This window comes from Variovorax ureilyticus, from assembly GCF_037889935.1.
Taxonomy (GTDB): Bacteria; Pseudomonadota; Gammaproteobacteria; order Burkholderiales; family Burkholderiaceae_C; genus Variovorax; species Variovorax ureilyticus.
Genome location: NZ_JBBKZU010000013.1, coordinates 138738 through 159517, shown reverse-complemented (window position 1 = coordinate 159517; position 20780 = coordinate 138738). Strand labels below are relative to the sequence as shown.

Genomic DNA, 20780 nt, shown 5'->3' with positions numbered 1-20780 from the left:
GTGGCGCTGACGCTCGACGGCATCGAAGTCCCCGCGTGACGCTCACCGGCCCGATCGTGCTGGCGGTGCTGTTCGGCGCGCTGCTGCATGCGAGCTGGAACGCGCTGATCAAGTCGGCGACCGACAAGTCGCTCGACACCGCGCTCATCCACAGCCTCGGCTTCCTCATCGCGGTGCCGCTGCTCTTGATCACCGGCCTGCCGCCGCCCGCGGCGTGGCCTTACATCGTCGCCTCGACGCTGGTCCATATCGGCTACTACATCGCGCTTGCGGGCGCCTACAAGCACGGCGACCTCAGCCTCACCTATCCGCTGATGCGCGGCTGCGCGCCGCTGCTCGTGGCCCTCTCCAGCCATGCGGTGATCGGCGAATCCCTCTCGACGTTTGCCTGGGGCGGGGTCGCGGCCATCTGCGCCGGGGTGATCCTGCTGGGCCTTTCCCCCGCGAGCCTGCATGCGGGGGACGGGCATCGCGGCAAGGCAGTGCGCTACGCACTGAGCAACGCCGCGATCATTGCGGTCTACACGGTGGTGGATGGCCTGGGGGTGCGCGCATCGGGCAATGCGGCGGCCTATCTCGCGATGCTGTTCCTGTTCGACGGCATCCCCTACATGCTGCTGGTGATGTGGCGCCGTCGCGGCGCCGGGCAGGGTCGTGCCGCGCTGGCCTACATGGCCGGGCGCTGGAAGATCGCCTGCCTCGGTACGCTGGCCTCGCTCGGCAGCTACGGCATTGCGCTCTGGGCCATGACGCGCGCGCCCGTGGCGGCGGTCGCGGCGCTGCGCGAGACCTCGGTCCTGTTCGCGGCGCTGATCGGCACTCTGTGGCTGCGCGAGGCCTTCGGGCGCCATCGGGCAGCGGGCACCGCGGTGCTGGTCGCGGGTGTGATCGCGCTGCGCTTCGGCTGAAGGCGTCGAGGGGTCTCCCAGCTTTCTCCCGATTCGTTCGTCAGGATCGCGTGCGCGCGACCCCGCTTCGTGGGTCCCATTTCGAAGGATCCGATGAGCTTCACACCCTCCCGCCTCGCCCTGTGCGCGATCAGCCTGGGCCTGGCCGCATGCAGCACCCCCCAGGACGACAACCTCCGCTACCGGAGCACCAGCAAGGCCAAGGCCAGTTCGCTGGCCACGCCGCCCGACGTCACGCAGCTCATGCGCGTACAGGGCGACATCGCTTCGCCGCGCGTTGCTTCCGCGAGCGACTACAAGGCCGCGCTTCCACAGGCGGCCGCGCCCTCCACCGCGCCCGACGCGATCGGCGACGTGCGCATGGAAAGCGAAGGCACGCACCGCTGGCTGGTGGTCGGCCGCACACCGGATCAGCTCTGGGAGCCTCTGCGCAAGTTCTGGCAGGACAACGGCTTCGTGCTCGAGACCGACCAGCCGGAGCGCCGCATCATGGAGACCGACTGGGCGGAAAGCCATGCCAAGGTTTCGACGGGCTTTGTCCGCGACGCCCTCTCTTCGGTGATGGAGCCATCGCAAGGCAGCGCTGAGATGGACCGCTTCCGCACCCGGCTCGAACAGGTCCCGGGCGGCACCGAGATCTACGTCAGCCATCGCGGGATGCGCGAGATGGCCGACACCTCGCGCGACGGCCACACCGCCTGGCGCACGCAGCCGGCCAATGCCGAGCTCGAGGCCGAATGGCTGCGCCGCATGATGGCCCGCCTCGGCGACGCTCCGGGCACCGCCACCGCAGGAGCGGCCCCGGTCATGCAGCAGCAGAAGCGCGGCCCGCAGATCATCGATCCCAAGGGCCAGCCGAAGCTGCAGCTCGCCGAGAGCTTCGACCTGGCCTGGCGGCACGTCGGCCTCGCGCTGGACCGCACCGGCTTCACCGTCGAGGACCGCAACCGCAGCGAAGGCACCTACTTCGTCCGCTACGTGCCGCCGAACCTCAACGCCAAGGAGCCGGGCGTCTTCTCGAAGCTGATCGACTTCGTGCATCCGGGCCCGGTGGCCGCGCCGCTCAAGCTGGGCATCCAGGTGCGCAGCGAGAACGACACGAGCGCGGTGACGGTGGTCGGGCGCGCCAACAGCGCCGTCGCACCTGCTGATGCGCTGCGCATCGTGCAGGTGATCGCGGCGGATCTTCAGTAGGCCGGGTTCAGAACGACGTGCCGATCTGGAACTGGATGCGCTGCAGCCGGTCGGCCGCGATGCCGTTCGCCTCGTCCAGCTTCTGGTAGGTGATCGGCAGCGCATACGCCAGGCGCAGCGGCCCGAGCGGCGAGATCCAGCTGATGCCGATCCCGGCCGAGGAGCGCAGCTTGTTCTGCGCGCTCCACTGCGCATCGGTCATCGACGCGGTGCGGGTCGAGAACACATTGCCCGCATCGAAGAAGCCGTAGAGCCGCAGCGACCGGTCGTTGCCCGCGCCCGGGAACGGCGTGCTGAGCTCCATGTTGAAGATCGCCTTGCGCGTGCCGCCCAGCGCGGCACCGGTGACCGAATCGGTCGGGCCAAGCGAGTTCTGCTCGAAGCCGCGGATCGACCCGAGCCCGCCGGCGTAGAAGTTCTTGAAGATCGGATAGGTCGAGTCGCCATAGGGCGTGGCATAGCCGAGCTGCCCGTTGAAGGCCAACGTGTACTGCTTGGACAGCGGCACGTACTGCTGGTAGCTGTACTGGCTCTTCAGGTAGCGCATCTCCGAGCCGACGCCGACTTCGACGCTGGCCGATTGCAGCCGTCCGCGCGAGGGCACCAGCGCGCTGTCGCGGTCGTCGCGCGACCAGCCGATGGTCGCCGGCACGCCGATCACGCTGCTCTTCGCGCAGACGACGCTCGGCACCGTGCCCGAGCACTGGAAGTAGTCAAGGTAGGCCTGCGGCGTCGCGGTGTAGACATACGAGCCATCGACCAGCGTGTAGGCGCCGTTGGTGCCGGGCGAGAAGGTGTAGCGCTCCAGCCCCAGCCCGAAGTACACCGTGTTGAGCTCGTTGAAAGGCACGCCGAAGCGGATCGATCCGCCCTCGTTCGTCAGCTTGTAGTTGCCGTCGGCCGAGTAGTAGGGCCGGGTGGTGGTGTGATAGACGCTCAGCGTGCGCGAGATGCCGTCGGCGGTGAAGTACGGATCGGTCGCGGTCAGCGAGATCGACTGGTTGTACGAGCTCGTGGTGGCCTGCAGCCCGAGGTAGTTGCCCGAGCCGAACAGGTTCTCCTGCGTGATGCCGAAGGTCAGCGAGACCTTGTCGGTCGTGGAATACCCCGCGCCGAGTTGCAGGTTGCCGGTGGGTTTTTCCTTGACGTTGATCACCACGTCGACCTGGTCGGGCGCGCCGGACACTTCCTGCGTCTGCACGTCCACGTCGCTGAAGTAGCCCAGCCGGTCGATGCGGTCGCGCGAGAGCTTGATCTTGTCGCCGTCGTACCAGGAGGCCTCGAACTGCCGGAACTCGCGGCGGATGACTTCGTCGCGGGTGCGGTCGTTGCCCGAGATGACCACGCGCCGCACCGACACGCGCCGCGACGGCTCGGACTTCAGCGTGAGGCTCACCCTGCCCTTCTCGCGGTCGATCTCGGGCACCGGCTGCACCTGCGCGAACGCATAGCCGAAACTGCCGAAGTAGTCGGTGAAGGCCTTCACCGTCGCATTGACCTCTTCGGCGTTGTACGGCTCGCCGGGGCGGATCTGCACCAGCGTCTTGAACTCGTCGTCGCGCCCGAAATAGTTGCCTTCCAGCTTCACGCCGGACACCACGAACTTCTCGCCTTCGGTGATGTTGACCGTGATGCTCAGGTCCTGCCGGTCGGGCGAGATCGCGATCTGCGTGGAGTCGATGTTGAACTCGAGATAACCGCGCGCGAGGTAGTAGGAGCGCAGCGTTTCGAGGTCGGCGTTGAGCTTGGAGCGCGAGTACTGGTTCGACTTGGTGTACCAGCTCAGCATCGTGCCGCTGTCCTGGTCGAACAGGTCGAGGAGCGTCTTCTCGCTGAACGCCTTGTTGCCGACGATGCGCACTTCGCGGATGTGCGCCACCTCGCCTTCGGTCACCGTGAACGTGAGGTTCACGCGATTGCGCTCGATGGGCGTGACGGTCGTCACGATCTGCGCGTTGTAGAGGCTGCGGCTCACGTACTGACGCTTCAGCTCCTGCTCGGCGCGGTCGGCGAGCGCCTTGTCGAAGGGGCGCCCATCGGCGAGCCCGACTTCGCGCAGGGCCTTGACCAGCGCCGCCTTGTCGAATTCCCTCGCGCCCACGAAGTCGACATCGGCGACCGTGGGCCGCTCTTCCACGATCACGACGAGCACGTCGTTGATGACGTCGATGCGGGCGTCCTTGAACAGCCCCAGGTCGAACAGTGCGCGGATCGCGCTCGCGCCGGTCTCGTCGGTGTAGGTATCGCCGACGTGCACCGGCAGCGTCGCGAAGATGGTTCCGGCCTCGACGCGCTGGAGGCCCTCGACGCGGATGTCCTTGACGGTGAATGGTTCGATCGCCCAGCCGGTCGATGCGAGGAGCGTCGACGCCAGGGCCAGGATGGCGCGCCTCATCCGGCAGCGGCTTCCAGCATTTCAGGGGAGGGAATGGGCAGATGCAGGCCGGGCCTGCCGTACGAAACGAAAGATGCGTGCATCCCGCGAATGCTGCGCGCCAATCTGGGAAGGATTGGGGAGCCCGCTCCCCGATTTGTCCTCTTTCGGTCTCTAGATTCGCGGCTCGTTTTTCCGTCAAGCCGAACCATGAGCCCTGCCGCAGACAAGATCCGACGCGCACGATGCGCTGTCGATGACGTGATGCTGGAACTGTTCAACCTGCAGATCGTCGAAGGCGCGCCTCACGCGCGCATCGTGGGCATCGCGAGCGATTGCCCCGAACAGAGCCTGCTTGCGGCGCGCCGGATCGCCGCCCTGCAAAGAACCGACGCGGGGCTGCACATGTGCCTGGCGGTCGCATCGGCGGCGCTGGAGGTCGGCCGCGCGCTGCTCGACCGGACGAAGGACGAGGGCATCGATGACGGCGAACTCGCGCTGCAAAGTTGCGCGAAGGATGCCGATCTCGTCGTCGAGGCGGCGCTGCGGGCGCGCGCGATCCTCGCCGATCGCTTGCCGGCTCCATCCGCATCCGGATAATCGCCCGCACCTCATCCAGCGGAAATCCCATGAGAGCCTTCGCGCCCTTCGCATCTTCCGCGGCACTGCTTGTCGCCATCTGCACCGGTGCCGCGACCGCTGCCCAGGCGGCGTACGAAGGCCCGCTGTTCGACACGCACCTGCACTACAACGAAGAAGCCTCGGACGGCGACACCGGCCCCTATCCTCCCGCCGAAGCCCTCGCCCGCATCCAGCGCAACGACGTGAAGGCGATCGTCGCCAACTCGAGGCCCAACACCGGCACGCAGACGCTGGCCGCCGCACGCGAGACGCGCGCCGCCGGCGTCACCGTCGTGCCCTTCGTGCGCCTCTACCGCACCCGCGCCGACTACACGAACTGGTTCCGCGACGAGAGCATCTATGAGATGGTCCAGATCGAACTGGCGCGCGGCACCGCGAGCGGACCCTATCGCGGGATCGGCGAGTTTCACCTTTACGAGAGCGCCAACGCCAACGGCCCGGTCGCGAAGAAGCTGATGGCGCTCGCGGAGCAGCGCAAGCTCGCGGTGCTGGCGCACGTCGACGACGTGGCGATCGACCTGTTGATGTCACACGCGCCGTCGAAAGGCCAATCGCTGCGGCTGATCTGGGCCCACACCGGCATCGGCGGACCGCCGATCGAGCGTGTGCAGGCGCTGCTCGACCGCTATCCGATGCTGATGGGCGAACTGTCGTACCGCCCCGGCCTCACCTGCGAAGGCGGCAGGCTGTGCCCCGAATGGCGCGCGCTGCTCCTGAAATATCCGGACCGCTTCATGATCGGCTCGGACACCTGGGTCAACCAGCGCTGGAGCAGCTACGACGACACCATGCGCGGCTACCGCGCATGGCTCGGCGACCTGCCCGCCGATGTGGCCCAGCGCATCGCCTGGGGCAATGCGGCTGCGCTGTTCGACGTGCGTTGAGGTTCAGAGGCGATCCGCGAGGCCCATCGCGGGCACGGCCGCTATTCCTCGAAATCGATCAAGTGCGAGATGTCCTCGCGCGTTTCCTCGAGCTGCACCAGCGTTGCCTGCCGCGCTGCGAGCGAGTCCCGGTTGAGGATCGCCGTGAGGATCGCCTTGTGCCGAGGCAGCGAGAGCGCGTGGGTGTTCGGATGCCGGCTGCTGAGCTTGATCGACTCGCGCAGCGCCAGCGACAGCATGTTGCCGATGTAGGCGAGGAGGTCATTGCCGGTGGCCTCGGCAATTCGGCGATGAAAAGCCAGATCGGGCTCCAGCAATTCCTCGGGCGTGCCCGCCGCCTCCATGCCGGCATAGGCCTCCGAGATGCTTTCGAGCTTCTCGGGGGTCGCCACGCGGGCGGCCAGCGCGGCGGCCGCGGGCTCGAAGATGCGCCGCACCGTCAGCAGCGTCTCCACGAACTCCGCCTGCGGTTTGGTCTGGATCAGCCAGTACAGCACGTCGGGGTCGAGCAGGTGCCAGTCGCTGCGCGCGCGCACGATCGCCCCGGCGCGCTGCCTGGAGACCACGAGCCCCTTGGCGGCCAGCACGCGGGTCGCCTCCCGCAGGACCGGCCGGCTCACGTCGTAGGCCGCGCACAGCGAGGCCTCGGCCGGCAGGCGCTCGCCCGGCCTGTATTCGCCGGAGACGATGCGCATGCCCAGGTCGCGAACGATCTGCGGATGCATGCTCTTGCGCTCCGGCGGCCGGCGATAGCCGGGGTCGCTGTCCGATGCGTTCATGAAGGAGTTGGATCGGTTGAAAAATATAGTAATACTAATCGACTGAATTCCCGCGTAGAAACCCTAGCATTCGGCACCAACACATCAATTAAGTATGACTACATAATCCCGCACTTCACTTCGCCCTCCCGCACCATGACCACCTTCGCCCGCTATTCGAGCCTGACCGATCGCACCGTGCTGATCACCGGCGGCGCCACCGGCATCGGGGCCACCCTCGTCGAGGAATTCGTCGCGCAGGGCGCGAAAGTCGGCTTCATCGACATCGATGCTGCATCGGGTGCGGCGCTTGCAGAGCGGCTGGCCGACGGCGCGCGGCATGCGCCGCTCTTCGTGGATGCCGACCTCACCGACATCGCGGCGCTGGAGGCGGCGATCGATGCGGTGCGGGGTCGCCACGGGCCGATCGCGGTGCTGCTCAACAACGCGGCCAACGACCGCCGCCATCGCATCGAGGACACCACGCCCGAGTCATGGGACGCGGGCATCGCGGTCAACCTGCGGCACCAGTTCTTCGCGGCACGCCATGTCGCGGACGACATGCGCGCGGCAGGCGGCGGCTCGATCGTCAACTTCGGCTCGATCAGCTGGATGCTCAAGCAGGGCGGCATGCCGGTCTACACCACCGCCAAGGCCGCGGTGCAGGGCCTCACGCGCAGTCTTGCGCGCGACCTCGGGGCCTTCAACATCCGGGTCAATACGCTGGTGCCCGGCTGGGTGATGACCGACAAACAGGTGCGCCTGTGGGTCGACGACGCCGCACGCGCAGACATCGCGCGCGGGCAGTGCATCAACCGGCCGCTCCTGGCCGAGCACATCGCGCGCATGGCGCTGTTCCTCGCGGCCGACGACAGCGCCATGTGCACCGCGCAGGACTTCGTGGTCGACGGAGGCTGGACATGAAGGCACAACTGCTGGTGGATGCCCGCGCCCGGCTCGGCGAATGCCCGCTGTGGTGCGAACGCACCGCGTCGCTCTACTGGACCGACATCGAAGGCGCGACGCTGCACAACTGGCGCGCGGCCGATGGCCGCCTGCGCCAGTGGACGTTGCCGGAGCGCGTGGGCAGCTTCGCGCTGTGCGAGCGCGATTCGCAGCTGCTGCTCGGGCTGGCCTCGGGCATCGCGCTGTTCGATCTCGAGGGCGAAGCGCTGTCGCCGATCGTGCCGGTCGATGCCGAACAGCCCTCGACCCGCATCAACGACGGCCGCTGCGACCGGCAGGGCCGCTTCGTGTTCGGCATGTTCAACCCGGCCGAGGCCGCGATCGGCCACTTCTACCGCGTGGATGCGGACCTGCGGGTCGAATGCCTGCCGCTGCCCGCGGCCGGCGTCGGCAACAGCATCGCCTTCAGCCCCGACGGCACGACGCTCTACTACACCGACTCGCCCACGCGCACGATCTGGCGTGTCGACTACCACGCCGACGGACGCCTCGGCGCGCCGCAAGTGTTCGTGCAACTGCCCGCAAGCGAAGGCTTCGCCGACGGCTCGGCGATCGATGCCGAAGGCGGTCTCTGGAACGCGCAGTGGAAAGGCCACCGCGTGGTGCGCTACGACTCATCGGGCACCGAGAGCGCGCGCTTCGATGTCCCGGCTTCGCAGGTCACCTGCCCTGCGTTCGGCGGCGCCGCGCTCGACCAACTCTACGTGAGCACCGCGCGCATCGGGCTCGACGACGCCGCCCTTTCGCACGAACCCGCGGCCGGCGGCATCTTCGTGATGCAGACCGGCTGGCGCGGATTGCCCGAGGCGCGCTTCGCGAGCGCGCGGTGAGCGACCCCGCAGCTACTGAAAGGATCCCATGACCACCACCCGCACACCGCGCTATCGCGGCATCTTTCCCGTGGCGCCGACCACCTTCACCGAATCGGGCGAACTCGACCTCGAAAGCCAGAAGCGCTGCATCGACTTCATGATCGATTCGGGCGTGGACGGCATCTGCATCCTCGCGAACTTCTCCGAGCAGTTCCTGATCGCCGACGATGAGCGCGAGTTGCTGACGCGCACCGTGCTCGAACACGTGGCCGGCCGCGTGCCTGTGATCGTGACCACGACCCACACGAGCACCAAGGTCTGCGCCGAGCGCAGCCAGCGCGCGCAGGCCATGGGCGCGGCGATGCTGATGGTGATGCCGCCCTACCATGGCGCGACCTTCCGCGTCGGCGAGAACCAGATCCACGAGTTCTTTGCGAAGCTCTCGGATGCGGTCGACATCCCCATCATGATCCAGGACGCGCCGGCCAGCGGCACGGTGCTCTCGGCGCCCTTTCTCGCGCGCATGGCCAAGGAGATCGAACAGGTCTCGTACTTCAAGATCGAGACCCAGGGCGCCGCAAGCAAGCTGCGCGAACTGATCCGCCTCGGTGGCGACGCGATCGAAGGGCCGTGGGACGGCGAGGAGGCGATCACGCTGCTGGCCGATCTCGATGCCGGAGCGACCGGATCGATGACCGGCGGCGGCTTCGCGGACGGGATCCGCCCGATCATCGAGGCACACCGCACGGGCGATCGCGACCAGGCCTTCGCGCTCTACCAGCGCTGGCTGCCCCTCATCAACCACGAGAACCGGCAGGCGGGCTTCCTCGCGGCCAAGGCGCTGATGAAGGAAGGCGGCGTGATCGCGTGCGACGCACCGCGCCATCCGTGGGCGCCCTTGCATCCCGCGGTGCGCGAGGGGCTGATCGACATCGCGCGCCGGCTCGATCCGCTGGTGCTGCGCTGGGGCCGTTGAGGGGGGCCGGCTTTCACCGGCCCGCCCGATCGACGGAATGCGAACGACGCCGACTCAGTTCGCCAGATCGAACCGATCGAGGTTCGTCACCTTGGTCCACGCCGCCACGAAGTCGTCGACGAACTTCTTCTTGGCATCCGAGCTTGCATAGACCTCGGAGATCGCGCGCAGCTGCGAGTTCGAGCCGAAGACGAGGTCGATGCGCGTGCCGGTCCACTTCGCCTTGCCGGTCTTGCGGTCGCTGCCTTCGAACTCCTCCTTGGCGTCGGAGGTGGGCTTCCACTCCGTGCCCATGTCGAGCAGGTTGACGAAGTAGTCGTTGGTGAGCGTGCCCGGCTTCTGCGTGAAGACGCCGTGCTTGCTGCCGCCGACGTTGGCGCCCAGCACGCGCAAGCCGCCGACGAGCACCGTCATCTCCGGCGCGGTCAGCGTCAGCAATTGCGCCTTGTCGATCAGCAGGGCTTCCGCCGGCACCGCGAACTGCGACTTCAGGTAGTTGCGGAAGCCATCGGCCACCGGCTCCAGCGGCGCGAAGGATTCGACGTCGGTCTGGTCCTGGGAGGCATCGGTACGGCCTGGCGAGAAGGGCACGGTCACATCCTGGCCGGCATCCTTCGCGGCCTTCTCGACGGCGGCATTGCCCGCCAGCACGATCAGATCGGCCAGCGAGATCTTCTTGCCGCCGCTTGCCGCGCCGTTGAACTTCTCGCGGATGCCCTCCAGCGCCTGCAGCACCTTGGCGAGCTGGTCCGGCTGATTGACGGCCCAGTCCTTCTGCGGCGCGAGACGGATGCGCGCGCCGTTCGCGCCACCGCGCTTGTCGGAGCCGCGGAAGGTCGAAGCCGACGCCCAGGCGGTCGACACGAGTTGCGGCACCGTGAGGCCCGAGGCGAGCACGTCCTTCTTGAGCGCAGCCACGTCCTTCGCATCGACCAGCGGATGGTCGACCTTCGGGACCGGGTCTTGCCAGATCAGCTGCTCGGCCGGAACTTCCGGACCCAGGTAGCGGGCGATCGGGCCCATGTCGCGGTGCGTGAGCTTGAACCACGCGCGCGCGAAGGCATCGGCGAACTGGTCCGGGTGTTCCATGAAGCGGCGCGAGATCTTCTCGAAGCCCGGATCCATGCGCAGGGACATGTCGGTGGTGAGCATGGTCGGCACCAGCTTCTTCGACGGGTCGTGCGCATGCGGGATGGTCGCGCCGGCACCCTTGGCCACCCACTGCTGAGCGCCGGCCGGGCTCTTGGTCAGCTCGTATTCGTAGCCGAACAGGTTCCAGAAGAAGTTGTTGCTCCACTTGGTCGGCGTGGTGGTCCAGGTGACTTCGAGGCCGCTGGTGATGGTGTCGCCGCCCTTGCCGGTGCCGAAGGCGTTCTTCCAGCCCAGGCCCTGCTCTTCGAGTTCCGCCCCTTCGGGCTCCTTACCCACGTTGCTGGCCGGGCCGGCGCCGTGCGTCTTGCCGAAGGTGTGGCCGCCGGCGATCAGCGCGACGGTTTCCTCGTCGTTCATCGCCATGCGACCGAAGGTGTCGCGGATGTCCTTCGCCGCGGCGAGCGGGTCGGGGTTGCCGTCCGGACCTTCGGGGTTGACGTAGATCAGGCCCATCTGGACGGCCGCGAGCGGGTTCTCCAGATCACGGGTATGCGGCACCTGGCTGTCGTCGTCCTTCACGAGCACGCCGCGGTCCTTCTCGACGCCCGGCGAGCCCTTGGAATAGCGGACGTCACCGCCCAGCCAAGTCGTTTCGCGCCCCCAGTACACGTCGTGGTCCGGCTCCCAGACATCGGCCCGTCCGCCGCCGAAACCGAAGGTCTTGAAGCCCATCGTTTCAAGGGCCACGTTGCCGGTGAGGACCATCAGGTCGGCCCACGAGATGCTCTGGCCGTATTTCTGCTTGATCGGCCACAGCAGGCGGCGGGCCTTGTCGAGGCTGACGTTGTCGGGCCAGCTGTTGAGCGGCGCGAAGCGCTGCTGGCCGCGGCCACCGCCTCCGCGTCCGTCGCCGGTGCGGTAGGTGCCGGTGCTATGCCAGGCCATGCGGATGAAGAGCGGACCGTAGTGGCCGAAGTCGGCGGGCCACCAGTCCTGCGAGTCGGTCATGAGGTCGGCGAGGTCTTTCTTGAGCGCCGAGTAGTCCAGGCTCTTGAATGCCTTCCTGTACTCGAAGTCCTGGCCCAGCGGGTCGGACTTGGAGGAATGCTGATGAAGCAGGTCAAGGCGCAGTTGCTGCGGCCACCAGTCGCGGTTGGTGGTTCCTCCGCTGGCCCGGCTGCTGAACGGGCACTTGGCTTCCGCCTTCTCGTCTACAGTCTTTTCGCTACTCATGTGAGCCACTCCTTGGGTTGTATCGGGGGAGGAAGGGGCATTCTGAGTCAGAACCCGTCCGGGCGCGACCAAAAACGACTATGGCAACGATAGCGAGCGTTGACGGCAAGCTCGGGGTGTGCTTGCCTACCTCCCGGCGCGTCGCACCCGCGGGAAGAACCAGTTGCGGCTCGGCTTCGTCCAGAGCAGGGCAACACCCATGAGGCAGAGCAGCGCCTCCGCCCCTTCGAACAGCAAGTCGCCCTCGGCCACCGGCTGATCGATTCCGCCCGTGACGAGGTCGAGGAGGTTCGGCAGTTCGAGGACCACCAGCAGAACACTCAGCACGATGGCCGCCCACCGCGCCCTGCCGACGACCTGCCACAGCAGGTAGGCGACCACCAGCATGACCGCCGCGACGACCATCAGTCCGTAGGCCTGGCCTTCGCCCGGCAGGTCGTTCAGCGCGATGAGCCAGGAGACGAGGTCGACCGCGAGCGCAAGCGACAAGAGCGCAACCGCCACGAACACGGTCGTCGGTTTGCGGGAATAGTCAACACTGGCCACCGGCCCTCCATCAGAAAATTGGCAAGTGCGTCATTTTGTCCCGAGCATCTGCCTGCCTGCTGACAAGCCTGTGACGCAGGCCCAGACCGCGCAGGGTCGGATGCGCCTCAAAGCTCCAGGACGAGCTTTTCGCCGCCGCAAGCGCGCGAACAACAGGCCATCATGCGCGCGCCGAGGTCGCGCTCCGCACGCGTGAGCACCACGTCGCGGTGGTCGATCCGACCGCCCAGCACGCGGACCTCGCACGAGCCGCACAGGCCCTCTTCGCAGTCGCTCTGAACATCGATGTTGGCGCCGCGAAGTGCACTCAGCAGCGTCTGGTCGGCCGGCACGTTGACGACGATGCCGGAATCCTTCAGCTCGACGTCGAAGGCTTGCTCGCGCAAAGGATCGAGAGTCCGCAGGGTCGATTCGAAATGTTCGATGTGCAGCGTGTCGTCGGGCCACGCGGCGCAATGGCTTTCGAGCGCCGACAGCATGCGCTTCGGGCCGCAGGCGTACACCTGGGTGCCCGGCTCGGCCGTGGCGAGCAGCGCGGCGAGGTCGTTGCGACGGCCTTCGTCACCGGCGTAGACGACCAGCCGCTCGCCGTGCATCGCAGCCAGTTCGCCCAGCATGGCCATGCTCGCGCGCGACCGGCCGCTGTAGTGCAGCGCATAGTCGATGCCGAGCGCCTTCGCGCGCCGCGCCATCGCGCTCAGCGGGGTGATGCCGATGCCGCCGGCAATGAAGATCACCCTCTTCGCCGACTCGTCGAGGTGGAAGTGATTGCGCGGTCCGCGGATCCTGAGCTTGTCGCCGGCCTTCACGTTCGCGTGGATCCAGGCCGAACCGCCGCGACCTTCGGGCTCGTGCAGCACCGCGACTTCGAGCGCCTGGGAGTCGTCCGGATCGCCGCACAGCGAGTACTGCCGCGACAGATCCGGATGTCCGCATTCGATGTCGATGTGCGAGCCCGGCGTCCAGCGCGGCATCGGGCGGCCGTCGGGCGCAACGAGGCGCAGCCTCACGATGCCGTTCGCGGCGCGCGTGATGCGCTCGACCACCACCGGCCGCGTGATCGCGCCCCTCGACGGTTCGCCGACGCGCACCGGCACCGGGACCTCCGGATGCCGCAGCGCGGGCCGCGCACGCTCGGGGTTCCGCGCCGGGTCCCATTCGACCCACAAGTGCTCGGGTCCGCGGAACGAAGTGTTGGGCACGTAGCTGAACTTCTGCTCGGCCAGCCGCATGTGCGGCAGGCGGCGCGCGAACTCCTCCAGGAAGATCTGCATCTCCATGCGCGCGAGGTTCTTGCCCATGCACTGGTGCGACCCGTAACCGAAGGTGAGATGGTCGCTCGCGTTGTCGCGCCGGATGTCGAAGAAGTCGGCATCCGCGAAATGCGCCTGGTCGTGGTTGGCCGACGAGGTGACGATCAGCAGCTTCGAGCCCTTCGGCAGATCGACGCCGCCCACCTGCGTGTCGGCGGTGACGATGCGGCGCCATGCGGCCACCGAGCCGTTGTGGCGCAGGCATTCCTCGACCGCGTTGGGAATCAGGCTCGGGTCCTCGCAGAGTTCGCGCCACACGTCCGGATGCTGCAGCAGCAGCTTCATCGCGTTGGCCGTGGCATTGGCGGTGGTCTCGTGCGCGGCGACGATGCCGGCCATCATCATCGAGTGGAGGTACGAGTCGGTGACCACCTCGGGCAGTTCGCGCTGCTTGCGCAGGCCGTACTGCATCCAGCCGCCGCCCTCCGGGTTTTCGCGCATCTTGTCGAGCACCTTGCCGGCGAACTGCCAGAAGTTGCCGACCGCGTGCGCCACCGCCACCTGCTCTTCCGGCTTGGGCCGTCCCCAGGTGTTGACCGTGTGCGCGATCGAATACTTGCGCAGCGTGTCCATGTCCTCCTCGGGGACGCCGAGGAAATGCAGCGCGACGGTCAGCGGCACCTCCCACAGCATCTGGTCGACGAGATCGGCGCGGCCGTCGTCGATGAAGCGGTCGACCCACTCGCGCGCGAGCTGCCGCACCATCGGCTCGTGATGCTTGAGTTCCTCGGGCGTGAACGGATCCATCAGCGCGCGGCGGCGCGGCATGTGCGCGGGCTCGTCCTCGTTGACCAGCGTGCGGTTCAGCGCGAAGCCGTAGGAGGCCAGCACCGCGTTCGCCTCGTCGCCCGTGGGCGTGATCTTCTCAAGCGCGATCGCCGGGCTGAAAGTGATGTTGTCGCGGAAGATCGCCTTGATGTCGTCGTAGCGCGTGACCACCCAGTAGCCCAGCTTCGGGCTCCAGAAGATCGGCTCCTTCTCGCGGGCCCAGCGCACGTACTCGGGCGGGTCCTGCTGGTAGCCGTCCTCGAAAGGATCGAAGTCGGCGGCGCGCCGGCTCACGGGGCAGCCGGTCGGCGTGCGTTCGGCGGAAAGCGCACCGTGCGCCACCGGGCAGCCGGTGGCTTGGCGGGAGACTTCCACGGTGCTCACCGCGCACTCCTCAATCGAGCGTGATCTTCAAGTCCCGGATGAGCTTCTGCCATTTGTCGCGGACAAAGTGGGGAGCTTAGGTCCGAAAGCCGAAAGCGTCATCGTCGTTTTTCCAGCTTGGGGCAAGCAGTTCGAACAGCTCGGCGTTCCTGTGAGCCATCGCTCTCATCTGCGCACCCCCCGGCTCCGCAGAGTCGGCGTGGCGCCCTTCTACTCGCCGATTCCGAAGCGCTGAAACAGTGCGGACTTCAGCCGCTTGATCTCGACCATCGCATCCGACTTCGGCGCCTGCTGCCCTGACAAGACTGCCGCGGCTTCTGCCGCAGCGTCCCTGGCAACGCGAGCATTGAGCGAACATCGAATCAATTCGTGCTTTCGATCCTTCGGATCCACGATGGCGAAGTTCTTCATGAGCACTTCTGCAACCTCGAGGGCTGAAACCGCCGCGGAGAGCGTCATGTGGATGCCCGCTCGCACACGGTTCCCGTAGTCGGTCTCTTCCTTGACGTTCAGCTCCCTCTCCTGCTCGAACGGCGGAAGCGTTCCGATGTTTGTGGGAGCGAAATACGGCACAGCTTGAACGCCATGCTCTCGGGCAGAGATCACGTCCTGCAGCGCGACTCTGACCATTTGAACAGTCTCTAAATCCGGGGATTGCATCGAGTTTGTCATTCACCCTGGTGAGTGGAACTGGTAGAGGTGCACGTGTGCGCTGTGCACTGCAATCGGCAAAACCAGATTGCCTTGCTCCACGTCTTCGTGCTTTGGACACCTACCCAGTTACAGAATGACAACAACTCTAACGATTGGACAAATAGACTGTAAAGCCAGTTTCAGCGTTCCGGCCACGGCCGCGTGCACAGCTCATCGTGTCTGCCATCAAGATTGAATTGATTCAATTCGAATTACCAGGACACGCGCAAGCCCAGCGAACCTTGCACCGATGATTTCACACGAGCGTCGCCGCCGCTGCTGAACAACCTGCCCACTTCGCCGTACATCATCGTGGCGGCCGACAAGGCCAACGAGAAGCCGCCCGCGACCTCCGTCGACGTGTAGCCGGTTTCGGTAGATGCGCGGCTCGCGTTGACCGGGCTGGTGAAGGTCACCACGTCGGTACCGGAAGCCGCGCGGTACAGGTTGACGCGTGCATAGGGTTGCAGTCGGCCCGCTGCGGTGAAAAGGTCGCCCTTGATGCGCACACCGAGACGCCCGATCCAGCCGCCGTCTGCGTCCTGGCGGACGCGCGCGCTGAAGGTGCGGACGTCATCGAACCTCGTGCTGAGATACATCAGCTGCGCCTGTGGCTCGACGCTCCAGCCATCCGTCAGGGCAAAGGCCTTACCCGTTTCCAGCGACGTCGAGTAGCTTCGCCCCTTGCCTGAAGTCGGCAGATCTGCATTGGATCGCACGTCGTAACGATGGTCTCCCGCCTGCAGCACGACATCCGCATACCAGCCGGTTGGGTCCGTCCAGGTCCCATAGGCGCCAAGGTAGCCCGATCGCAGGTCGTTGCTGCCAGCCCGGCCGAAGGCACCACGTGGGTTTCCGCTCACGTCGACGCTCCCGTCCAGCGAACCGACATAGACACCGGCGTGCCAGGTGTCCGTGGCCATGAGGTCGCTGCCGGCCTGCAGACCGCTGACGTGGCCTTGGCTGGACGGACCGACGCCGCCGCCTTGCTGGATGTCCAGGTCGCTGTAGATGACCCGCGCCCATGCGCCACGTGCGGAGCCGGTATCGCCGGCGCGCCGATGCAGGTTGCCCAGCATCGAGAGATCGGCCTGGCGAACCTGTGAAGGAAGCGCTGCGAAAAGCAAGATCTGGTTCTGGGATGCGGCCGGAGGCGGAGGCGGAGGCGCCGCCACGCTCACCGCAGCCTGAGTGGTCGAGGCTTCGGCGGCTGAAGGCGTTGCGCTCTTGGTGGGATCTTCCAGTGCGGCAGCGGCCGGAGCCGAGGCCGGAGCTGAGGCCGGTGCAGGAGCAGGCGCAGGTGCAGGCGCAGGTGCAGGTGCAGGAGCAGGAGCAGGCGCAGGTGCAGGCGCAGGTGCAGGAGCAGGAGCAGGAGCAGGTGCAGGAGCAGGAGCAGGAGCAGGCGCAGGTGCTGGCGCAGGTGCTGGCGCAGGTGCAGGTGCTGGCGCGGGTGCCGGTGCCGGTGCCGGTGCCGGTGCCGGTGCCGGTGCCGGTGCCGGTGCTGGTGCTGGTGCTGGTGCGGGTGCGGGTGCGGGTGCGGGCGCCGGTGCAGGTGCAGGCGCAGGTGCAGGTGCAGGCGCAGGCGCAGGTGCAGGTGCAGGTGCAGGTGCAGGCGCAGATGCGGGTGCGGGTGCGGGTGCCGGTGCGGGTGCGGGTGCGGGTGCCGGTGCGGGTGCGGGTGCCGGTGCGGGTGCGGGTGCGGGTGCCGGTGCCGGTGCAGGTGCCGGTGCAGGCGCCGGTGCAGGCGCCGGTGCAGGCGCCGGTGCAGGCGCGGTTGCGCATTGGGCGTTACCCACATCCTTGTCGTTGCCACAATTTGCTGCCGAAGAAACTCCTGCAAAGGTGAGAAGTGCGAGCGCGACGGACGTGCGAATCCCCTTCGGACAAGTCGCGATGCCGGCTACCGACCTGAACTTGGTGATCGGCATCGGGGACGCCACATGCTCATGGCGCTGGGTCGAATTCGAAATCTTTTTGTGGACGGGATTCACAGACGTTTCCTCTTGAATTGAATACTTTCGAAGTTAATCCGTAGGTACTCATTTCATGAGGAAATAACTCACACAACTCGTTACATCCCCTCTCTCGATATCGAAGTGAATGCTTTGGTAGCAAAAAAGATCACACTTTCGCCTGGGAGGACCTTGACGGCGCGTGTCGGTCCTCCGGCGCACAAGGGGGCCATTCGCGCCAAATCTCGTCGAATGGGGAGACGCCCCTGAGGGCACCCTCGCCGGAGTCCTTGCGGGATGACTTCACAGCTTTTCGGCCGGAACGCGGAAACTCCGCCAAGTTGTCGGTCCTGGAGTCGGCGACATCTCCGGAACAAGGCGCTCGGCTGCCGCCAAGCCGCATGACACGACCGTCCACCCCAAAGGGCCGCTTTCGAGCGAGCCGAATCGGCGGGACGGGCACGCGCCTGCCGCTCAGCAACCGCAGAGCGGAAAGCAGATCCGTCTGCCTCGACATCCAAGATCTGCACGCCCAGACCGGGCAGCAGCACGAACCTGCCCAACAGCCACCCTTGGACGGCCGTCGGCCTAGCGGGAATGCAGCCTCAAGGGAAGCGTGCCCGCGCCTACATCGTCCGCGTCTGCCGACTTCAGCATCAACCGACTTCGACAGAGTCGATTCGAGAATCAACAGCCATGAAGGTCGCCTCGTTCAACGTCAATGGCATCAAAGGCCGAATGCCGCGCTTGCTGGAGGTCAACGACCTGGCCTTCCGGCGCAACGCAGGGTTCCGAATGGACTTCATCCTGCTCAACCCTGGTCTCGTGAATCGAGTTCAGGCAACCGGCGTCGATGTGCAACACCGGGGGAGCCAGAAGCCCAGCGCTCATGCGCCAGTGGGGGCGCAGCACTCAACGGGTTCATGAGCAACAGGGCCTCGGACGCTGTTCGCGGTGCTCCAGAAGCGCCCTTGGCATCCAAACGCACCCGGACAGTGAATGTCAATTCCCGCCGTGAATAGGAGCGCTGCATATGCCGCATGGCGTCCACTACATGTGACTTTTTCACATTCCGTGGCCGCAGTCACTTGAAGTGAGTGCAGAAGAAAGCGTTACCTTGCGGAGAATCGCACCTCCTCCATCCCGGGAAGCAACATGACGACCATCCGCATCGCGCCACTTTGCGCCGCCAGTCCTATGTATCTCCTCTCGACCACGGCGCGGGCCGCGACCTCTTTCGAACTCGGCGTTGCAGAGTCCTGGCTGATCGCCGCAGTCTTGATTGCCGGGTTGGTCGGATCGATCCTGACGGCTTTGGTGGTGGTTTGGCGCCGCAAGATGAAGACAGCAGCCGAAGCCATTGCCGCTGCTCGTGAACGAAGCCTGAAACGCCACACGCAGCGCATGGCAACGGAGTTCGCAGAGCCCAGATTTTGAGCTGTTCGGTTGGTAGCGTGGACTCCCGCAACAAGGCGGGCCCGCGTCGCCAACTCGCTCAAGTTTCCGCCTGGCGCTCCTGTTCCAGGAGGACGCGCAGCCGCTCATCGAGCATGGCGGGTGGCGGCACCGGAACCAGCTTGGCTTTGACTTTGCCGGTCATCTCCGCGCTGAAGCGATGTGAGTTCCGAGGTCCCGTCTGCTGCGAGGCCGCCGGCCCAGTTTCCAAGCAACGGTGACTCCCGAAAGTCAGGTAGTGGCCTTTGCCTCTTCCGCATCTTCGGCTGTGAGCCTCTCTGCATCCAGTCGCTGCATGTTCTCAAGGATCTTGAGCAGATAGTGCAGCGTGTGCGTCATATCGTTGACCGAGAAGTCGGCCAGGATCGCTTCGTAGTAGCCGTAGATCTTGGGCAAGGCGAGGTCTTGCCATACATGACGGCCCGCCTCCGTCATCGTGACCATCCGTGATCGCCGGTCGTGCCCACTCGCGGCGACGGCTACATGCCCATCGCGCTCCATGCGGCTGATGAGGCCAGAGAGGTTCTGCCTGCTCACCATCAGGTAGCGGGCCAGATCGCCAATGCTCACCCCGCCCTGCGACTTCTCGCGCGACAGGGCGCCCAAGACGGCCCATTGCTGCGTTGTCAGCCCTTCCTCCTCGACGGCTCGGGTGCCAGTCTTGTGCAACATATTGGCACATTGATACAGCCTGAAGAACAGCCGATTGGCAAGATCTGTCTTTGCGTCTAACGAGCTATGTCTAGGGTTTACCATGGTTTTCTCTTACAAAATTCTCTTGAGGTCCGATCATGCCGGACGTACACTTGCGTCAACATATTGACGTATCTAGCCAAGGTTGATACGACGCATGTTTACGTAATTGATGAACTTTTGCAACGGAGAGACCCAATGAGCCAGCGATTCAACAACCAGACCGTGATCGTCACCGGCGGCGGCGGCGGCATTGGCGGAGCCACCTGCCGCCGATTCGGCGACGAGGGCGCTTCAGTCGCCGTCTTTGACCTCAACCTCGATGCGGCAGAAAAGGTCGCCGCGCAGATCCGCGACGAAGGTGGCCGCGCGCAGGCCTTCCGCTGCGACATCACCGACCGCGCCAGCGTCGATGCCGCGGTTGCCGAAACGGAGAAGTCGCTGGGCCCGATCGACGTGCTGGTGAACAACGCCGGCTGGGACGTGTTCAAGCCGTTCACGAAGACCGAGCCGGCGCAGTGGGACAAACTTATCGCGATCAACCTGACCGGCGCGCTGCACATGCATCACGCCGTGCTCCCGGGCATGGCCAGCCGCAAGAAGGGCCGCATCGTCAACATCGCGTCGGATGCAGCGCGCGTCGGCTCCTCGGGCGAAGCGGTGTACGCGGCCTGCAAGGGTGGCCTGGTGGCGTTTTCCAAGACCATCGCCCGCGAACACGCCCGCCACGGCATCACCGTCAACGTCGTCTGCCCCGGGCCGACCGACACCGCGCTCTTCGCCGACTACAAGGAAGGCGCCGGCAATCCCGAGAAGCTGATGGAAGCCTTCACACGCTCGATCCCGCTCGGCCGCATCGGGCAGCCCGACGACCTGCCGGGCGCCATCCTTTTCTTCGCCAGCGACGACGCCGCCTTCGTCACCGGCCAGGTGCTCAGCGTCTCGGGCGGCCTGACGATGAACGGCTGAAATGACGTTCACCCCCAGGCTTCGCGCACTTCGTGTCGCTTCGCCAACCCCCTCTCCGGGGGCGCGCCCGGCGGGCCGGCGAAGCCGGTTCCGCGGGCGCCCTGGGCTGGGCTGCGACGGTTTCATTCGCCGCCGGCCGTGCGAAGCGCGGCGGCTTCATCCCTTCAA

Annotated in this window: 19 protein-coding genes; 11 read left to right on the top strand and 8 right to left on the bottom strand. The window is 66.2% G+C overall.

From position 1 onward, the window contains the following. The first annotated feature begins 35 nt into the window (after nt 1–35). A complete protein-coding gene (locus WKW77_RS26005; RefSeq protein WP_340359782.1) occupies nt 36–908 on the top strand; it encodes an EamA family transporter in 873 nt (290 codons plus the stop codon). Between the two features lie 93 nt (nt 909–1001). Further along, nucleotides 1002–2102: an outer membrane protein assembly factor BamC gene (gene bamC / locus WKW77_RS26000; protein WP_340359781.1), complete on the top strand. Its 1101-nt coding sequence runs from the start codon at nt 1002–1004 to the stop codon at nt 2100–2102. A 7-nt stretch (nt 2103–2109) separates the two neighbouring features. Here bamC and bamA read toward each other — a convergent pair whose 3' ends face one another. Next, nucleotides 2110–4497 (bottom strand): outer membrane protein assembly factor BamA, encoded by a 2388-nt coding sequence (gene bamA / locus WKW77_RS25995; protein WP_340359780.1) that lies wholly within the window; start codon nt 4495–4497, stop codon nt 2110–2112. 189 nt (nt 4498–4686) lie between these two features. Between bamA and WKW77_RS25990 the strand changes: the two genes are divergently transcribed. After that, on the top strand, nt 4687–5076 hold the full coding sequence (locus tag WKW77_RS25990) for a hypothetical protein (protein WP_340359779.1): 390 nt from the start codon (nt 4687–4689) through the stop codon (nt 5074–5076). A 29-nt stretch (nt 5077–5105) separates the two neighbouring features. Then, nucleotides 5106–6002: an amidohydrolase family protein gene (locus tag WKW77_RS25985; protein ID WP_340359778.1), complete on the top strand. Its 897-nt coding sequence runs from the start codon at nt 5106–5108 to the stop codon at nt 6000–6002. Between the two features lie 41 nt (nt 6003–6043). Here WKW77_RS25985 and WKW77_RS25980 read toward each other — a convergent pair whose 3' ends face one another. Further along, nucleotides 6044–6781, bottom strand: coding sequence for a FadR/GntR family transcriptional regulator (locus WKW77_RS25980; protein WP_340359777.1), 738 nt, complete (start codon nt 6779–6781; stop codon nt 6044–6046). Nucleotides 6782–6916: 135 nt separating this feature from the next. On the opposite strand from WKW77_RS25980, the gene WKW77_RS25975 reads away from it, so the two are divergent. The 3 genes from WKW77_RS25975 to WKW77_RS25965 are packed head-to-tail and all read left to right on the top strand — an operon-like array spanning nt 6917 to nt 9514. Beyond that, entirely contained in the window at nt 6917–7684 is a 768-nt protein-coding gene (locus tag WKW77_RS25975) for an SDR family NAD(P)-dependent oxidoreductase (RefSeq protein WP_340359776.1), read from the top strand. After that, on the top strand, nt 7681–8556 hold the full coding sequence (locus tag WKW77_RS25970; protein WP_340359775.1) for an SMP-30/gluconolactonase/LRE family protein: 876 nt from the start codon (nt 7681–7683) through the stop codon (nt 8554–8556). The genes WKW77_RS25975 and WKW77_RS25970 overlap by 4 nt, the downstream gene beginning before the upstream one ends. Nucleotides 8557–8584: 28 nt before the next feature. Then, nucleotides 8585–9514, top strand: coding sequence for a dihydrodipicolinate synthase family protein (locus WKW77_RS25965; protein WP_340359774.1), 930 nt, complete (start codon nt 8585–8587; stop codon nt 9512–9514). Between the two features lie 54 nt (nt 9515–9568). On the opposite strand, the gene katG is transcribed toward WKW77_RS25965, so the two are convergent. From katG to WKW77_RS25940, 5 genes are all read right to left on the bottom strand, one after another. Continuing rightward, a complete protein-coding gene (gene katG / locus WKW77_RS25960) occupies nt 9569–11839 on the bottom strand; it encodes a catalase/peroxidase HPI (RefSeq protein ID WP_340359773.1) in 2271 nt (756 codons plus the stop codon). Nucleotides 11840–11965: 126 nt separating this feature from the next. Next, nucleotides 11966–12385, bottom strand: coding sequence for a hypothetical protein (locus tag WKW77_RS25955; RefSeq protein WP_340359772.1), 420 nt, complete (start codon nt 12383–12385; stop codon nt 11966–11968). Between the two features lie 107 nt (nt 12386–12492). Next, nucleotides 12493–14850, bottom strand: coding sequence for a cytochrome P450/oxidoreductase (locus WKW77_RS25950; protein WP_340359771.1), 2358 nt, complete (start codon nt 14848–14850; stop codon nt 12493–12495). 210 nt (nt 14851–15060) lie between these two features. Then, complete coding sequence (locus WKW77_RS25945) at nt 15061–15480, bottom strand: hypothetical protein (protein WP_340359770.1); 420 nt, start codon at nt 15478–15480, stop codon at nt 15061–15063. A 275-nt stretch (nt 15481–15755) separates the two neighbouring features. Further along, nucleotides 15756–16787 carry an autotransporter domain-containing protein gene (locus WKW77_RS25940; protein ID WP_340359838.1) on the bottom strand — a complete coding sequence of 344 codons (1032 nt, stop codon included), beginning with the start codon at nt 16785–16787 and terminating at the stop codon, nt 15756–15758. Nucleotides 16788–16825: 38 nt separating this feature from the next. Here WKW77_RS25940 and WKW77_RS25935 point away from each other — a divergent pair, with 38 nt between their 5' ends. From WKW77_RS25935 to WKW77_RS25925, 3 genes are all read left to right on the top strand, one after another. Beyond that, nucleotides 16826–17389, top strand: coding sequence for a hypothetical protein (locus WKW77_RS25935; RefSeq protein ID WP_340359843.1), 564 nt, complete (start codon nt 16826–16828; stop codon nt 17387–17389). 802 nt (nt 17390–18191) lie between these two features. Continuing rightward, on the top strand, nt 18192–18422 hold the full coding sequence (locus WKW77_RS25930; protein WP_340359769.1) for a hypothetical protein: 231 nt from the start codon (nt 18192–18194) through the stop codon (nt 18420–18422). A 228-nt stretch (nt 18423–18650) separates the two neighbouring features. After that, complete coding sequence (locus WKW77_RS25925; protein WP_340359768.1) at nt 18651–18932, top strand: hypothetical protein; 282 nt, start codon at nt 18651–18653, stop codon at nt 18930–18932. A gap of 249 nt (nt 18933–19181) precedes the next feature. Here WKW77_RS25925 and WKW77_RS25920 read toward each other — a convergent pair whose 3' ends face one another. Continuing rightward, nucleotides 19182–19706 (bottom strand): MarR family winged helix-turn-helix transcriptional regulator, encoded by a 525-nt coding sequence (locus WKW77_RS25920; protein ID WP_340359767.1) that lies wholly within the window; start codon nt 19704–19706, stop codon nt 19182–19184. A gap of 135 nt (nt 19707–19841) precedes the next feature. On the opposite strand from WKW77_RS25920, the gene badH reads away from it, so the two are divergent. Next, nucleotides 19842–20612: a 2-hydroxycyclohexanecarboxyl-CoA dehydrogenase gene (gene badH, locus WKW77_RS25915; protein WP_340359766.1), complete on the top strand. Its 771-nt coding sequence runs from the start codon at nt 19842–19844 to the stop codon at nt 20610–20612. Nucleotides 20613–20780 lie beyond the last annotated feature (168 nt).